Annotated in this window: 11 protein-coding genes; 4 read left to right on the top strand and 7 right to left on the bottom strand. The window is 71.8% G+C overall.

Translation table 11 applies throughout. The features are described from left to right. Positions 1 to 15 precede the first annotated feature (15 nt). The 4 genes from glpK to HEP85_RS35755 form a co-directional block, all read right to left on the bottom strand. Positions 16 to 1,533, bottom strand: coding sequence for a glycerol kinase GlpK (glpK, locus tag HEP85_RS35770; RefSeq protein WP_168531638.1), 1,518 nt, complete (start codon positions 1,531 to 1,533; stop codon positions 16 to 18). 23 nt (positions 1,534 to 1,556) lie between these two features. Next, positions 1,557 to 2,402: an MIP/aquaporin family protein gene (locus tag HEP85_RS35765; RefSeq protein ID WP_168531637.1), complete on the bottom strand. Its 846-nt coding sequence runs from the start codon at positions 2,400 to 2,402 to the stop codon at positions 1,557 to 1,559. 262 nt (positions 2,403 to 2,664) lie between these two features. Then, the gene (locus HEP85_RS35760) at positions 2,665 to 4,545 is read right to left on the bottom strand and encodes a cellulase family glycosylhydrolase (protein WP_168531636.1); all 1,881 of its coding nucleotides are present in this window, start codon (positions 4,543 to 4,545) and stop codon (positions 2,665 to 2,667) included. Positions 4,546 to 4,704: 159 nt separating this feature from the next. Further along, a complete protein-coding gene (locus HEP85_RS35755) occupies positions 4,705 to 6,693 on the bottom strand; it encodes a GTP-binding protein (RefSeq protein WP_369657993.1) in 1,989 nt (662 codons plus the stop codon). 278 nt (positions 6,694 to 6,971) lie between these two features. Here HEP85_RS35755 and HEP85_RS35750 point away from each other — a divergent pair, with 278 nt between their 5' ends. After that, the gene (locus HEP85_RS35750) at positions 6,972 to 8,144 is read left to right on the top strand and encodes an XdhC/CoxI family protein (RefSeq protein WP_168531635.1); all 1,173 of its coding nucleotides are present in this window, start codon (positions 6,972 to 6,974) and stop codon (positions 8,142 to 8,144) included. Between the two features lie 77 nt (positions 8,145 to 8,221). On the opposite strand, the gene HEP85_RS35745 is transcribed toward HEP85_RS35750, so the two are convergent. Then, entirely contained in the window at positions 8,222 to 8,731 is a 510-nt protein-coding gene (locus tag HEP85_RS35745) for a metallophosphoesterase (RefSeq protein ID WP_369657992.1), read from the bottom strand. 148 nt (positions 8,732 to 8,879) lie between these two features. Beyond that, a complete protein-coding gene (locus HEP85_RS35740; protein WP_329292604.1) occupies positions 8,880 to 11,324 on the bottom strand; it encodes a SpoIIE family protein phosphatase in 2,445 nt (814 codons plus the stop codon). A gap of 330 nt (positions 11,325 to 11,654) precedes the next feature. Here HEP85_RS35740 and HEP85_RS35735 point away from each other — a divergent pair, with 330 nt between their 5' ends. Then, the gene (locus tag HEP85_RS35735) at positions 11,655 to 13,829 is read left to right on the top strand and encodes a SpoIIE family protein phosphatase (protein WP_168531633.1); all 2,175 of its coding nucleotides are present in this window, start codon (positions 11,655 to 11,657) and stop codon (positions 13,827 to 13,829) included. Between the two features lie 288 nt (positions 13,830 to 14,117). Here HEP85_RS35735 and HEP85_RS35730 read toward each other — a convergent pair whose 3' ends face one another. After that, a complete protein-coding gene (locus HEP85_RS35730; RefSeq protein ID WP_369657991.1) occupies positions 14,118 to 15,482 on the bottom strand; it encodes a S1 family peptidase in 1,365 nt (454 codons plus the stop codon). Positions 15,483 to 15,677: 195 nt separating this feature from the next. On the opposite strand from HEP85_RS35730, the gene HEP85_RS35725 reads away from it, so the two are divergent. Further along, entirely contained in the window at positions 15,678 to 16,091 is a 414-nt protein-coding gene (locus tag HEP85_RS35725; RefSeq protein WP_168531632.1) for a PaaI family thioesterase, read from the top strand. Between the two features lie 478 nt (positions 16,092 to 16,569). Further along, the gene (locus tag HEP85_RS35720; RefSeq protein WP_168531631.1) at positions 16,570 to 16,785 is read left to right on the top strand and encodes a type A2 lantipeptide; all 216 of its coding nucleotides are present in this window, start codon (positions 16,570 to 16,572) and stop codon (positions 16,783 to 16,785) included. The last annotated feature ends 60 nt before the right edge of the window (positions 16,786 to 16,845 follow it).

Here is a 16,845-nt window from a genome sequence, read left to right as displayed (position 1 = left end):
CGGCTGGGGCGCGGTCTATTCCACCGCGGCCCAGTCGAGCGTCCGCTGCACCGCCTTCTTCCACCCCGCGTAGCCCTCCTCGCGCCGGTCGTCGGACCACTGCGGCTCCCAGCGCCTGGACTCCTGCCAGTGGGTGCGCAGTTCGTCGGTGTTCCGCCAGAAGCCGGTGGCCAGGCCCGCCGCGTAAGCCGCGCCGAGCGCGGTGGTCTCGGCGACGACGGGGCGGCTGACCGGTACGCCGAGCACGTCGGCCTGGATCTGCATGCACAGGTCGTTGGCGGTCACACCGCCGTCGACCTTGAGCACGTCGAGGTGGACGCCGGAGTCCTGTTCCATGGCCTCGACGACGTCACGGCTCTGGTAGCAGATGGCCTCCAGGGTGGCCCGGGCCAGGTGTCCGTTGTCGTTGTACCGGGCGAGGCCGACGATCGCGCCGCGTGCGTCGGAGCGCCAGTACGGGGCGAACAGGCCCGAGAACGCGGGCACGAAGTACACGCCTCCGCTGTCCTCGACCGTACGGGCCAGCGTCTCGCTCTCCGCCGCGTCCTTGATGATCTTCATCTGGTCGCGCAGCCACTGCACCGCGGACCCGGTGACCGCGATGGAACCCTCCAGGGCGTAGACCGCCGGGCTGTCGCCGAAACGGTAGGCCACGGTGGTGAGCAGGCCGTGCTGCGAACGGACCGGTTCCGTTCCGGTGTTGAGGACCAGGAAGTTGCCGGTGCCGTAGGTGTTCTTGGCCTCGCCGGGCGCGTAGCAGACCTGTCCGACGGTGGCCGCCTGCTGGTCGCCGAGCACCCCGGTGACGGGGACGGCGGCCCGCAGGGGCGGGGAGGTGCTTGTCACCCCGTACGCCTCCCGGTGGGACGAGGGGTTGATGGTGGGCAGCATCGTCCGCGGGATGTCGAAGAATCCCAGGAGTTCGTCGTCCCAGTCGAGGGTCTCCAGGTCCATCAGCATGGTGCGGCTGGCGTTGGTCACGTCGGTGGCGTGGATGCCTCCGTGCGGGCCGCCGGTGAGGTTCCACAGGACCCAGCAGTCCGTGTTGCCGAAGACGGCGTGGCCCTTTTCCGCCGCCTCGCGGACGCCGTCCACGTTCTCCAGGATCCACTGGATCTTGCCGCCGGAGAAGTACGTCGCCGGCGGCAGGCCCGCCTTGCGGCGGATGACGTCGCCCCGGCCCGAGCGTTCCAGGGCCGCGGCGATGGAGTCGGTGCGGGTGTCCTGCCAGACGATCGCGTTGCAGTAGGGGCGGCCGTTGCGCGGGTCCCAGACCACGGTGGTCTCGCGCTGGTTGGTGATGCCGATCGCCGCCAGGTCGGTCGCGGACAGGTTCCCGTTCCGCAGCGCGTTCTGGATCACCGCGTCGGTGCGCTCCCAGATCTCCACCGGGTCGTGCTCGACCCACCCGGAGCGCGGCAGGATCTGGGTGTGCTCCAGCTGGTGCTTCGCCACCTCGTTGCCCGCGTGGTCGAAGATCATGAACCGGGTACTGGTGGTCCCCTGGTCCACGGCGCCGACGAAGTCAGCCATGGGTGCCGCCTTCTGCGTAGGTGTCAGCCCTCGGAGGCCGGGACACGACCGGCGGGCTCGGGCTCCGCCGCGGGCAGGAACCGTCCGACGACGCCCTTGTACAGCGCCCCGCCGAGCAGACCGCCGACCAATGGGCCGACGATCGGCACCCAGAAGTAGAAGTTTCCGTACTGATCCCGCCACGCACTGCGGTACCCGGTGAGGTAACTGGCCAGCCGGGGGCCGAAGTCGCGCGCGGGGTTGATGGCGTAGCCCGCGTTGGTGCCCCAGGCCATACCGATGCCCACGACGACCAGACCGGTGATGAACGCGCCCAGGTTGGCGCCGGGGGGTGTGTTGAGCACGTCCGTGATGGCCAGGATCATGAGCAGCAGCAGGGCGGTGCCGATGACCTGGTCGCGAAACGCGCCCCACTCATGGACCGGCAGGTTCGGGTTGCCGTTGGCGGGCAGCGTGGAGAACACCGTCTGCGTCTTGAAGGTGTGGCCGGGGTCGGCCTTCGCCAGTGCCTCGGTGTAGTTCCAGCGCACGAGGAGCGCCGCCACGAAGGCGCCGGCCGTCTGGGCGAGCGCGTACGGCGCCACCTTGCGCCAGGGGAAACCCTTGAACGTGGCCAGCGTCACCGTCACCGCGGGGTTGAGATGGGCGCCACTGAGGCGGGCCGCGACGTAGACACCCATGGTGACGCCGATGCCCCACGCCCAGGAGATGCTGTCGTGGTCGCCGAGTCCGCCCGGCGGGGTCGTGAGTGCGCCGCCGGCCACCACCTGGGCCACCACGGCGGATCCGAAGAGGATCAGCACCATGGTGCCGACGAATTCGGCGGCCATTTCTCCGACCAGGCCCAGCCTGTTGAACCGCTCCCTCATGGAAGCCCGCTTCCCGCCGGCTCACGACCGACCGTCGACTGCCCGAGCTTTGCCGACCTCAGCATAGGTCGATCATGAGATAACCGCATTTACGGGCAGGTATCGGACGTCACGGATGGTCACGCTTCCAGGGAGCCGGGACACGATGGTCCCCCGGGCGTCGTGAAGAGGGGACACGACGGTCCCCCGGGCGTCGTGAAGAGGGGACACGACGGTCCCCCGGGCGTCGTGAAGACGGGACACGGTGGTCCCCCGGGCGTCGTCAGGAGGCCGGTTGGTCGGCCGCCGTCGCGGCCCATGAACTCAGTTCGGAGCGGGCCGCGCTCAACAGGCCGGCGGACGGTGCCGTCGACCCGTTCGTGACCAGCGCGTAGTGCGGGACCCCCGCTCCCGGTGCGGTGAGCAGCAGACGGCGGGCGCCGGTGCCGCCCGGCTCGGGGGCTACGGCGATCGGCGTGCTCGCGGTGTAGGCGGGCGGCGAGTACGCCGTACCGAGGTCGGACACCACCGTCGTGGCCGAGGTGGCGAAGGACGCCGGAAGATGGAGTTCCGTGGGCGCGGCGCCGCCGTCCGAGCGCCAGACCAGCAGTCCGTACTGGCCCGCTCCCACGAGCTGGGCGACATGGGGCAGGGTGGACGGGACCGGGTTCCAGGTCAGGGTGGTGGAGCCGTCCCGGGAGCGGTCCTCGTAGGTGAAGGCGAGCGTGGTGCCCGCGGTCGCGCTGGGGTAGAGCCGGTCCAGGAGGCGGGCGTCCTGGCGCAGGACGGCCGTGCCGGAGTCGTCGAGGCGTACGGCCGACAGGTCCTCGTCGTTCCAGGCGTCACCGGAGGTGCGGACCTTGCTCGCGTTGCCGTTCATCAGCTCGTGATGGCGGCCGCTGTAGAGGTCCCACTGCCACTGGGTGCCGGAGAGCACCGGCCCGGAGGCCACCGGCCGGGACCACCAACCGGCCCCTGGCAGTCGGGAGTCCAGAGCCTGGTACATCGCCTTGAGGACCGTCGGGGCCTTGTCCGCCACCGATCCCGACAGCGGGTGGCCGAACTCGCTGACGATCGCCGTCGTGCCCGCCGCCGTGGCACGGTCGCGCACCGTGGAGAAGTCGCCGGCGTACTGGCCGTCGCCCGCCTTGCCCCACATCAGGATGCCGGAGATCGCCTTCTGGTCGTAGAAGTGGGTGTTGAACACATACCGGGGGCCCAGAGTGCCCGCGTCGAGCAGGCCGCCCTCCTGCTTCTGCGTGTCGATGTTGGCGTTCCAGAAGAGGTTCGGTTCGACGAAGGCGGGCTTGTCCTGCCAGCCGGCCGCGTCCATGCGGGCCCGGAACCGCACGTAGAACGGCCAGAGCAGGTCACGTTCCCAGCCGCGACCGGCCTGGCCCGGGTCGTAGCTGCCCGCGTACGGCTCGTTGTACGGGTCGAAGCCGACGACGCCCGCGAACTGGGCGGCGGTGAGGTGCTGCTCCACATAGGCCAGGGTCGCCTGGGCCGTGGCCAGGAAGGCGTCCTGGAGGCCGTGGGCGTTGTGCCAGAAGTCGTACTGCGCCTGTTTCACCGCCCCGTTCTGGGTGATGTTCTGGCCCCAGAAGAAGCAGATCCCGCACGACTCAGCCGGGTAGTTCCCCGCCTCCACGGCCCACTCGGGAGCGCCGTCGCCGGTGTACCAACTGCCCGCGTCGAAGAGGTGGCGGGAGTAAAGGTCCTGATGGAAGTCGGGGTACACACGGATTCCGGCGTCCAGGAAGGCGCGCATCTGGTCGGTGGCCGCGGCAAGGTAGGCGGTGTCGACCTGACCGCGTACGGGTTCGGCGTGGGCCCAGGAGAAAAGGAAGCGCACGGAGTTGCCGCCGCCGAGGGCGCGCAGGGCCGTCGCCGACTTCCTGGCGTCGGCGACCGAGGCGAAGGGGAGTCCGCCGTTCTCCTCCAGCTTCGTCTCGCCCGAGACGTTGTAGCCGCGCAGGACGACCTCACGGCCGAGGCCGTCGGTGAACCGTCCGCCGTCGACGGTGAGGCCGGCCGCGGCCGGTGCGTCGAACCACAGGGAGTCGGGAAGCCCGTCCGCGGTGGCCGGTGGCGCGCCCGCCGCCGAGAGGAAGCCGGTGAGGAGGACGAGGACGCCGAGCAGACGCGCACGTAACTTCGCCATGTCCACAACAATCGCCGCGCTGCGTCGAAGGGTCAATACATCTGACTCGTGAGTAAGTCTCACCTCCGAACGGCCGTCCCACGCGTCGGACGCCGGCCTGTGACGGGGCTCCGTGTCACAGGGCCCCGTGTCACAGGCACTCCGTCGTACGCGGTCGCGTCACGCGCCGACCCTTCGCGTCACGTTCAGCAGGTACTCCTTCCGGTCGAGCGGGTTGAGATCGGTCCGCGGCCGGTCCGGGAGCGCGCCCCCCACCACCGGCGCGTAGTGATCGAAGGCGCACTCCAGCTCGCCCTCGCCACGGGTCAGGCCCGGCAGCCGCTGCTGGAGCTCATGGACCCGGGCGACCGGGATCCGGCCCTCCAGCACGCACACGGTTCCGCGCGTCTCGGTGGTCGCCGGCACGGCGTGCTGCCGCACCAGCAGGGGGAGCACCGCCCCCAGCGTGTCGGTCGGGGCCTCCAGCCGGAAGCGGTGCATCGGCTCGTACACCCGGGTACCGGCCGCACGCAGCGCGTCCATCACCACCAGCGGGGTCAGGCCCCGGAAGTCGGCCCCCGTGCTGGACATGCTCTTGTCGAAGCCCTGATGGGCGTGGCTCTGCCGGGGCGAGTAACCGGAGTGGGTCATCGTGACCGTGCAGTCAGTGACCTGCCAGCCGTGGATCCCCTGGGTCAGGGTCTCCCCCACGGTGTCCTCGACCGCCTTGAAGAACGCGTACGGCATCGCTCCGAGTTCGACCTCCAGACGGAACTCCACGCCGGCGCCGGCCGGCGCCGGGTCGATGCGCAGCCCGACGGTCGCGAGGAAGGGATTGGGGTCCTTTCCGTTGAACTCGACCGCCGCGCCGCTGCCGACCGGCCGCTCGACGCACAGCGGTGTCGTCTCCCGGAACAGGACCTCGATGCCGAACTCGTCGGCCAGCGTCGCCTGGACGACCTCCTTCTGCACCTCGCCGTAGAGCGACACGGAGACCTGCTTGCGCAGCTCGTCCTGGCGCAGATTGATCAGAGGGTCCTGTTCCGCCAGTTGGGTGAGCGCGAGATGGAGCGCGCCCCTGTCGGCCGGACGGCGGGGGACAACGACGGTTTCGAGGGTCGGGGGTGAGAAATGAAGCTCGTCGTCCGAGGATTTCCGCGGTACGCCGAGGGTGTCGCCGATGCGGATGTCCCCGAGGCCCCAGAGCTTGCCGATCCGCCCCGCGGTCACGGCCGGCTCCGGCACCGCCGCGCCGCGGTCGAACACACTGATCGCGGTGACCTTCGCCTCCTCGCCGTCGCGCAGGCGCAGCCGGTCGCGGGTCCGCAGCGTCCCGGAGAACAGCCGGACGTAGGCGATCTTCTCCCCGGCCGGACCGCGCTCCACCTTGAAGACGGTGCCGGAGACCGGGCCGTCGGCCGCGCCCTCGGCCGGCGGCAGCAGCTCCCTGATCCCCGCGATCAGCTCCTCGACACCCGCGCCCGTCATGGCCGAACCGAAGAACACCGGGTGCACCAGCGTCTGTCCGGTCTGGCGCACCAGGGCGTCGCGGAACCGGTCGCCGGACACCCGGCCCTCGACGTACGCGGCCAGCAGCGCGTCGTCGTGCTCGGCGAGCAGGTCGGCCCGCGCTCCGCAGAGCCGCTCCGCGGTGAACCGGGCGAAGCGGGCGTCGCGGGTGCCCGACCCGAGCACCTCGCCCATCGGGACGATCGCCGGGGTGAGCCGCGCGACGATGTTCTCCAGAACGCGCTCGTACCGCGCGCCGCCGCGGTCGATCTTGTTCACGAAGACGAGTGTGGGGATCCGCAGCCGCCGCAACGTCCGCATCAGCACCCGGGTCTGTGCCTGTACGCCCTCCACGGCCGAGATCACGAGCACGGCGCCGTCGAGCACGGACAGCACCCGCTCCACCTCGGCGATGAAGTCGGGGTGACCGGGGGTGTCGATCAGATTGACCGTGACGTCGTCGTCGATCGCGAAGGAGACGACGGCGGACTTGATGGTGATACCGCGCTGCCGTTCGAGCGCGAGGGAGTCGGTCTGGGTGCTTCCGTCGTCGACGCTGCCGATCTCGTCGATGACCCCGGCCGAGTGCAGCAGGCGCTCGGTCAGGCTTGTCTTACCGGCGTCTACGTGCGCCAGGATTCCGAGGTTGAGCATATGCACCGGGCGTCATGTCCTTCGAAGTGGGAGTGATTCCTTCCTGGGCGGACATGAACGGTGCGCGCATTGCTGCTCCTTGATCCCGGCGGATGTGTCCCCCGTAGTCCAGCAGCCGGCCAGGTACGGCGGCAACGGATTAACGCTCAACCAACGCCCGGCACGGCCCGGTCGTACCGGAACGGCTGGCGGGGGTGGTGGGAGGAGTGGACCCTTGAGGAGAAACGGGCCCTCGAACGGGCCGCGGTCCACGACGAGCGGGTGAGCGGTGAGCGGAGCGAGCGATGCGTGAGATCCTCCCGGCCCTGAACCGGTGGTACGCGGCGGGCTCCCCCTTCGGGCTCGCCACGGTGGTCGCGGTCAGCCGGAGCGCGCCCCGCGACCCGGGAGCCGCGATGGCGGTGGGGCCGGGCGACGAGGTCGTGGGCAGTGTGTCGGGAGGCTGTGTCGAGGGGGCCGTCTTCGAGCTGGCCCGGGAGGTCGTGGCGTCCGGCGAGGCACGCCTGGAGACCTTCGGGTACAGCGACGAGGACGCGTTCGCCGTCGGCCTCACCTGCGGGGGCGAGATCAGCCTGCTGCTGCGCAGGGTGACGCCCGGCGAGGACCCCTCCTTCGGCGCGGTGGCCGAGTCGGTGGCCGCCGGACGTGCGGTGACCGTGGCGACGGTGCTGGCGGGACCCGCTCCGCTCGGCGCCTCCCTCGCGGTGTGGCCGGACGAGATGGCCGGTTCGCTGGGCTCGGCCGGTCTGGACGCGGCCGTCACCGCCGACGCCCGCGGCGAGCTGGCCCAGGGCGTCACCGTGCAGCGGCACTACGGACCGCACGGTGAGCGCCGCGAGGACGCCGTGACCGTCTTCCTGCAGTCCTTCGCCCCGCCGCCGCGCATGCTCGTCTTCGGAGCGATCGACTACGCCGCGGCGGTGGCCCGCGTCGGGGACTTCCTGGGCTACCGGGTCACGGTGTGCGACGCGCGGCCCGTCTTCGCGACGGCCAAGCGGTTCCCGGCGGGCGTGGAGGTCGTCGTCGACTGGCCGCACCGCTATCTGCGCGGGACGACGACCGACGCGCGCACGGTGATCTGCGTCCTGACCCACGACCCGAAGTTCGACGTGCCCCTGCTGGAGGAGGCCCTGCGCCGCCCCGCCGCGTACATCGGCGCGATGGGCAGCCGCCGTACCCACGACGACCGGACGAAGCGGCTCGTCGAGGCCGGTGTGCCGCAGGACGCGCTGTCCCGGCTGCGCTCGCCGGTCGGTCTGGATCTCGGCGCGCGGACGCCCGAGGAGGTGGCCGTGTCCGTCGCCGCGGAGATCGTCGCGCTGCGCTGGGGCGGCAGCGGGGCACCCCTGACGGCGACGGGCGGGGCGATTCATCCGCGGCGCCTCGGCCCGCCGGAAGGAACGCCGGGAGCGACGCCGGCCGGAACGTCGGCGGGAAGAGAAGCGGCCGCGCCCTGAGCGCACCGCTCCTGTCCCGGCGCGTCCCCGCCTGTCCCGTCTCGTCCCTGGCCGGCCCGTGAGGCGATGCGGTGCGCTCAGTTCCCCGTGCGGGGCGGCAGCCGGTGCAGTGTCAGGTCGGTGAGCCGGCCGTCGGCCACGGTCGCGGTCATGTAGGTGCACTCCGGCCGGCGGCGGCGGTCCGTCGGGGAGCCCGGGTTCAGCAGGCGCAGTCCGGTGCCGGCGGTGGTGTCCCAGGGGATGTGACTGTGGCCGAAGACCAGGACGTCGAGGTCGGGATAGCGCTCGGCGCAGCGCCGCTCGCGGCCCTGGGCGGCGCCGGTCTCGTGCACGACCCCGAGGCGCAGACCGTCCAGTTCCGCGCGGGCGACCTCGGGGAGGCGGGCGCGCAGCTCCGGTCCGTCGTTGTTGCCGTGGACCGCGACGAGCCTGCGCGACCGTTCCTCCAGCAGGTCGAGGGTGGCGGCGTCGACCCAGTCACCCGCGTGGACCACGACGTCGGCGAGCGGGAGTTCGGCCATCAGCCGCGGGGGCAGTTCCTTGGCCCGCGAAGGGAGATGGGTGTCGGACATCAGGAGCAGACGCACGGCGTCCACCCTACGTTCCGGCCCCCGCGCCGAGGCCGCCTCCGGACCGCTGTTCGACCCGGTCCACCTCAGTCCGGTCCACCTCGGTCCGGTTCTGCCCGGCCCGCCGCAGTCCGGTTCTGCCCGGCCCGCCGCAGTCCGGTCCACCTCAGTCCAGGAGGACTTCGCTCCACACCTGCTTGCCGCCGCTGACCGGCAGGCTCCCCCAGGACGCCGACATGGCCTCCACGAGGAGGATGCCGCGTCCGCCGGTGGCCTCCCAGCCGATGCTGGTGGGCTTGATGGGGGTACGGGGAGAGGAGTCGGCGACGGCGATCCGCAGGAGCCGGTTGATGAGGGTGAGGTCGAGTCTGACCTGGCCGTTGGTGTGCACGAGGCCGTTGGTGACCAGTTCGGAGACGACCAGGAGCGCGGTGTCCATGCTGTCGTCGGTCACGCCCCAGGACCGCAGCGTGCGCCGGGTGAAGCGGCGGGCGTGCCGGACCGCCTCGGGGACGCGCCAGATCGTCCAGGTCTCCCGGAGCGGGCGCAGTGACATGCCGTCGTAGCGCATCAGGAGGAGGGCGACGTCGTCGCTGCGGTTGGCGCCCGTGAGCAGTCTGTCGGCGACCATCCCGAGGTGTGCGGGGTCGGACGCGGCCAGCTCCCCCGCGAGCCGGTTCAGGCCGTCCTCGATGTCGACCTCGGCGGACTCGACGAGCCCGTCCGTGGTCAGGGCGACGACCGTGCCGAGCCGCAGCCGGAGCGGGGTCATGGGGAACTCGGCCTGTGTGACCACGCCGAGCGGGGGTCCGCCGTCGGAGTCGGGGACCTCCGTACTGCCGTCCGGGTGACGCAGCACCGGCGGATGGTGGCCGGCGCGTACACACCAGGCGGAGCCCTCCTCCATGTCCAGGTCGACGTAGCAGCAGGTGACGAAGAGGTCGGTCTCCAGGTCCATCAGGAGCCGGTTGGCGCGCGAGACGACGACGTCGGGCGGGTGACCCTCGACGGCGTAGGCGCGCAGGGCCGTGCGCATCTGGCCCATCAGGGTGGCGGCCTGGGCGTTGTGGCCCTGGACGTCACCGATGACGAGGGCGACATGGTTGTCGGGGAGCGGGATCACGTCGTACCAGTCGCCGCCGACCTCGAGTCCCGCCGTGGTGGGCAGGTAGCGGGCGACGGCGACCGCGCCGGGAAGCCTGGGCAGCCGGCGCGGGAGCAGGGAGCGCTGGAGCGTGGTGACCAGCTCGTGTTCGGCGTCGAAGGAACGGGCGCGGGTGAGCGCCTGGCCCGCGAGGCCCGCGGACGCGGTGAGCAGGGCGCGCTCGTCGGGGCCGAAGACGTGCGGTGCGTCCCAGCCGATCAGACACGCGCCGGCCATCTGCCCGCCGGCGGGCAGCGGCAGGATGGCGAGGCCGCCGGGGCCGACGTCGGCGAGTGCGGGTTCCAGCGGGGATCCGGCGGGCCAGACGGCCGGGCGCCCCTCGCTGAGGGCCGCCGCGAGTGTCGGCATGGCGCGTACGGGCGCGTCCGGCCACTCCGAGCGCCATTCGGAGCGCCACAGCTCCGGCCAGGCGGCCGGTTCGGGCGGATCGAGCACGGTGACGACGAGTCGGTCGCCCTCCACCTCGGCGAGGGCGATCCGGTCGGCCCGCAGAGGCCGCCGCAGCGCGGCCACGACGGCCCGGCCCACGTCCCGGACGGTGCCCGCGGTGGCGAGGGCGGCGGCCAGCCGCTGCACACGGGCCACGTCGCTGACGCCGGAGCGGAGTTTCGAGGCGTCGGCGACCGTACCGACCAGGCGTGCCGGGCGGCCGTCTCCACCCGGCACCATGCGGCCGCGCAGCCGCAGCCACTTCGGCTTGCCGGAGGGCTCCGTGATGCGGAACTCCAGCTCGCGTTCCCCGATGGACATGTGGTCCGCCTCCACCACTGACATCAGGGTGGGCAGATCCTCGGGGACGGTGAGTGCCAGCAGGGTCTCGACCTTGCCGTCGAACTCGGCCGGATCCAGGCCGAACAGCTCCAGCATCTCGTCGTCGACCTCGACGTGCCCGGTGTCCATCGCGAGGTCGAAGGCGCTGGCGGCCAGGGCGCCGGGGGCGGTCACCGAGCCGGGCGTCGGGCAGACGGCTGCCTCGGCGATCAGGGCGAGACACTCCCTGTCCTCGGTGTCGAAGCCACCGGGGTGTTCGCTGACCGCGACCAGGCACCCGGAGTCCTTCAGCGGCAGCACGGCCAGCCAGAAGTCCTGGGTCGGATGCCGGCGGGCCTCGGCACAGCGGCCGATCTCCTCCGGACCGAGCCACAGCGGACGGCCCGAGCGGTGCGCGTCCACCGTGGGGGAGCTGCCGGTGAGGACATAGCTGTCGCGCAGCCCGTAGAGCGTTCTGGGGACGCCCGCCGACTCGGCCAGATGAAGTTCACCGCCCTTCTTCGTGGGCGAGTACACCGCGGCGACGGTCGCGCCGGCGAAAACGAGCGCCTGTTCGAGGACACGACGCAGCCGCTCGCGCGGATCAAGGTCCGGCGTGGGGGTCTTCAGGGAGATTTCGGCACGCAACGTCCGTGTTCCGCGTTCCGCAGCGCGCTCACTGACCACGTCCGTCATTACAGCGCTTCCGGAGCGCCTGCGCAGCCCCTGTGACCGTTCCGGCACCGGCGGGCCTGCGGTGGAGCCCGGAACCCGCACGGGGCCCGCGCGTGGCGCTCGCCGTGCGGCGGGAGCCGCCAAGAGGGAGCCTTAGATCATGTCCGACCCTTCGTGCCGGATCGGCGGGCGGTGTCCGGTGCGGCGCGTCGCACGACGGAGGGTCTCCCGTGTACGGGTGTACCCGGGTGATCCGGCCATGCGGCGAGGTGCCGTGCCGGGCGCCGATCGCCCGACGGGAAGGGTCTGACACGACCTGGCCCTGCGAGCCATGGCACGGCCCCGCGAGCCATGGCACGGCCCCGCGAGGAGGTGGTCGGCGTGTCCGACTGGCAGGGGTCCGTGCAGGCACCGGCGGCCGGCCGTACGACCCAGGTCGGGCGGCCTCTGCTCTCGCTGACGCTGGCCTCGCTGGTGGAGGAGGTGCACGCCCACTCCGGCGCGGTGTACCTGCTGGCGAGCGGCGAACCCGTCCTGGAGATGGCGGTGATGGCGGGCATGCCCCGGGCGTTCGCGGCGCCCTGGCAGCGGGTGGGGGTCAACGCTCCCATCCCGGTGGCCGTCGCGGTGCGCGAGCGGCGGCTGGTCTGGGTCAGCGGCGGGGAGGAGATGGCCCGCCGCTTCCCGCGGATCGCCATGGTCCTGCCGTACCCCTTCGCGCTCGCCGCCCTTCCGGTCGCGACCTCGCGGACCACGTACGGGGCCGTCTTCGTGACGTGGCCCGGCTCCCACCCCCTGGAACTCGCCGACCGGGAGCGCGACCACCTCACCGCGGCCTGCGACCGGCTCGCGCTGCGCCTGGAGCGAGCCGCGGAGGAGCACCGCCCGGTCCGCCGGGAACCCGATCTGCTCACGCCGTCCGCCACATCGGTCCCCGGCTCGCTCGGCACCGTGGAGGCGGCGCGGATGGTGTCGCGGCTGCCGTACGGGCTGTGCGCGCTCGATCTGCACGGGCGGATCAGCTACGCCAACCCGGCGACGGCGGAGATGCTCGGCCTGCCGGTCAGCGCTCTGCTGGGCACCCAGTTGTGGGCGTCGGTGCCCTGGCTCAACGATCCCGTCTACGAGGACCGATACCGGGCCGCGCTGATCAGCCAGCACGTGACGTCGTTCGTCGCGCTGCGGCCACCCGGTGAGTGGCTGTCGTTCCGGCTCTATCCCAGTACGACCGGGCTGAGTGTGCGGATCTCCCGGGCGAGGGCGGTCGCGCAGATGAACCGCGCCGGGCCGCAGGGCGACGACGCCCCTCGCCTGGTGACCATCTCCCATGTGCTCAGCCTCGCCGGCGCGCTCACCCAGGCGGCCAGCGTGCAGGACGTGGTGCAACTCGTCGCCGACGAGATCGCGCCCGCCGTCGGCAGCAGGGCCCTGATCCTTCTCGGCTCGCGGGCCGGCCGACTGCACGTACTCGGCCACCGCGGGTATCCGGACGCGCACGTCGCGGAACACCTCGACGGGCTGTCGCTGAGCGCGCCGTCCCCCTGCGCCCACGCCCACAACAGCGGGGTACCCGCCTTCTTCGACTCACGCGCGCAACTGGAGCACTTGTATCCGCCCCGGCACACGACGTCCGACGGCATGGCCGCATGGGCGTACCTGCCGCTGATCGCGTCCGGACGACCGCTGGGCACCTGCGTCCTCGCCTACGCGGAGCCGCACTCCTTCCCGACCGACGAACGGGCCGTGCTGACGAGTCTGAGCGGGCTCGTCGCGCAGGCACTGGAACGGGCGCTGCTCTACGACACCAAGCTTCAGCTGGCACACGGACTGCAGGCGGCGCTGCTGCCGCACACACTGCCGTCGCTGCCCTTCGTGGAGGCGGCCGCACGCTATCTGCCGGCCACCCAGGGCATGGAGATCGGCGGGGACTTCTACGACCTGGTGCCCTCGCACGGCATGGCCGCGGCGGTCATCGGCGACGTCCAGGGGCACAACGTGACCGCGGCGGCGCTGATGGGACAGGTCCGGACCGCCATCCGCGCGTACACGACCGTCGGCCGGCCGCCGGAGGAGGTGATGCGCAGCACCAACCGGCTGCTGATCGACCTGGGCACCGACCTGTTCGCGAGCTGTCTCTATCTGTGCCTGGACCCCGCGCGCGAGGTCGCGGTCATGGCGCGCGCGGGTCATCCGCCCCCGCTGCTGCGACGGCCGGACGGGCGGGTGCGGGTGCTCGACCTGGCCGGCGGGCCGCTGCTCGGGATCGACGCGGACGCCACGTACCAGACGACCGAGGTCCCGCTGCTCCCCGGTTCGCTGCTCGTCCTCTACACCGACGGGCTGATCGAGTCCCGCGGTGTGGACATCGAGGACGCGCTGGGCGACCTCGGGCAGCGCCTCGGCGATGCCCCCGAGCAGCCCCTCGACGAGCTGGCCGACAGCCTGGTGCGGCAGAGCGGGGCGCTGGCGCAGGAGCGGCTCGACGACGTGGCGCTGCTCCTGCTGCGGGTAAGGACGCCCGCGTGACGGAGTCCGTCGACCGGGCCCGGCTGTGTCACCCGACGCACACCGACGTGGTGTCGCACGGTCCGCGCCGACGTGGCCTCACCCGGCCCCGTCGACACCGGCGTCACCCGGCCCACACCGACCGGGCGTCACACTGTTCGCGGCGACCGGGTGCCGCCCCGCGCGCATCGACGGGCGACCGGTCCCGGGACGCGGCGCGGTCCGGCCCTCCCGCCGGAGGGCCGGACCTCCCACCGTCGGCCGGGACGGCAGTTCCGCGGCCGGGTCAGTGGCTCTGCGTCAGCGGTGTCACCCGTTCGAGCTCACCATTCCGGAGCCGTCGTCCGCGCCGGTGCCGGACTGGTTGTCGCCCGCGGCACCGGACTGGGCAGCGCCGGCCCCCGACTGGTCGCCGGTGCCCGACTGGTCACCCGCCCCCGACTGGTCACCCGCCGCCGGATCGCTCGCAGCGGGGTCGCTGGGCTCGGCACCGGCCGTGGCGCTCGCGTCACCCGCACCCGCACCCGCACCCGCACCCGCACCCGCACCCGCACCCGCACCCGCACCCGCACCGAGCGTCGCGCCGGTCGCCGTGAGCGCGGTCGTCACCGGCTGGAAGAAGGTCTCGCCGCCGACGGTGCAGTCGCCGCTGCCGCCCGAGGTCAGGCCTATCGCGCTGCCGTCCTGGGTGAAGAGCGAACCGCCGCTGTCGCCGGGCTCGGCGCACACGTCGGTCTGGATGAGTCCGGTGACCGTGCCCTCGGGATAGTTCACGGTGGCGTCGAGTCCGGTGACGTTGCCGTCGTTGAGACCGGTGGTGCTGCCCATCCGGAAGACCTGCTGGCCCACGGCGGCGTCGGCGGCCTGGTTGATGGCCACGCTCTGACCGTTGCCGACGTTGACCGCGCTGTTGGCCTGCGTGTTCGGGTCGTCGTATTTGACGAGCGAGAAGTCGCCGTCGCCGGGGAAGGTGGCCTGGTCGACGGTGGCGATCGGCGCGCCGTCCTGGGTGTCCGACCACTGCTTGGCCGCGACCCCGCAGTGTCCGGCGGTCAGGAAGGCGGGACTCCCGTCGCTCGCGGTGACGTTGAAGCCCAGCGAACAGCGGGCTCCGCCGCCGAAGATGGCGTCGCCGCCGTCGACGAACGTCTTGAAGGTGCCCGCGGACTTCTTGACGGTGGCCATGCCGGAACCCAGTGAGCCGACCGTCGACGTCAGCTTGTTCCAGTTCGCACCTGTGACCGTGCTGTCGGCGGTGACACGGAGCTGGTTGGTCTTGGGGTCGACGGACCAGGCGGTGCCGGGGATGGTCGCGTCGGTCTTCAGCGTCCGGGCCGCGGACTTGAGGGCGGCGAGGCTGTTGTCGACGCTGCGGGGAACAGCGCCGGCCTTCTTGACCGCGTCGGCGACCTTGCTGTTGTCGCCGACGACGTTGACGACGACCTGCTTCTTGGCCGCGTCGTAGTACGCGCCTCCGTAGGCATCACCCAGCTGGGTGGCGAGGAGCGAGGCGAGGTCCGAGGCGTCCGCGGCCTTCAGCGTCTTGGGACCGGCGTCCTTCGCGTCGGTCTGCGAGGCGTTGGCGTTGGGCAGCAGCAGCGCCGCGGCTCCGAGCGCCGCGACGCTTCCGGCGGCGATGGCGGCCTTGCGCTTGGGAATCCTTTTGTGACTCAACTCTTGACCTCCTGGGGACGGGGTCGATGCCACCGTCCGGCGGCTGACTGGGGGGCGCCTGGATGCCTGTTGATACGTGCGAGTCGCAGGGGTTGTTCAACTCCTCTTGAGAAAGGCAGGAGTCGGACCGGCGAAAGGCATGGATTACGAGGTAATCGCGTCTTCCCTCCGGCCGACCGGGGAAGACTGCTCCGTATGACACTCAACCTCGCCGAAGCCGACAAGATCCTCTCCACCCACTTCGCTCCCTGGGTGCTGGACCTGGGCCTGTCGGTGACGGAGTTGGGTGAGAACCGCGCGGTGCTGCGGCTGCCCTGGTCCGCCCGGCTCGCCCGCGAGGGCGGTTCGCTGTCGGGACAGGCACTGATGGCCGCCGCCGACACGGCGACCGTGATCGCGGTGTCGGCGGCACGCGGCACCTTCGTCCCGATGACGACGGTCCAGCAGTCCACCAGCTTCCAGCGCGCGGTCACGGACGCGGACGTGCTGATCGAGGCGGTTCTCACCAAGCTCGGCCGCCGTATGGCCTTCGCCGACATCACGATGACCGCGGGGAACTCCCGGGACGTCGCGGCGCGCGCGAGCACGGTGTACGCCCTGCTGGGCTGAACGCCACCGTCCGCGAACGGCCGGTGACACTCCGTCCGCCAACAGGGCCGGAATCCTTGCTTCAGCGAATCTGCACATCGAATGCGCAGGCACGTCACGGCGCGCGACGGATCTGCACAGTCGCACGCCCCCCGTGCACCATTGGGACCGGACTGTCCCCTTGCGCCGCCCAGCGGCAAGGGCGGCGCCGAAACAATGCCGTGCAGCATGTGAAGAAGTGGCCGCAATGACGTGCGCACGCCTGCACGGTTGGGCCGAAGTCGCGCTCAAGTTCCCAGGTGAGAGCCCTGGTTGATTGGATACGCGCCTCGCGACCGTGCTTTGATCCGTGCACCGCGGAGGTCGCGGCAAGCTTCCGGAGACGGGAGCCGCACGGCTCCCGGAAACGGGGTCCGCACCCCCGCGGTCGCGGCCGTCATCTGTCCCCAGAGGGGGCCGCTCCCCCCTTATGAATATCCATACGAAGGGAAGTTCCCCCATGAACTCCACCCCCCAGGTTGCCACCGCCGAGATCTCGGACGCGGACCTCGACAACGTCTCCGGCGGCCTGTCGCTGAACGCCGTCGGCACCGTCACCGGCCTGGTCGACGGCGTTGCCCCGGTTTCGGGCATCGTGGGCACGGCCATCGGCACCGTCGAGGGTGTGACCGGCCTGAACACCGCTCCGGTCACCGGCCTGGTCGCCGGTCTCTGACCGCGCCTCATCCCGCTGAGTCCCGGAACCACTCCCCGGTTCCGGGACTCTCGGATGCCG

Origin of the sequence: Streptomyces sp. RPA4-2, from assembly GCF_012273515.2 — a bacterium.
In the GTDB taxonomy this organism is placed as follows: domain Bacteria; phylum Actinomycetota; class Actinomycetes; order Streptomycetales; family Streptomycetaceae; genus Streptomyces; species Streptomyces kaempferi.
This window is presented reverse-complemented; position numbering and strand designations above follow the sequence as displayed.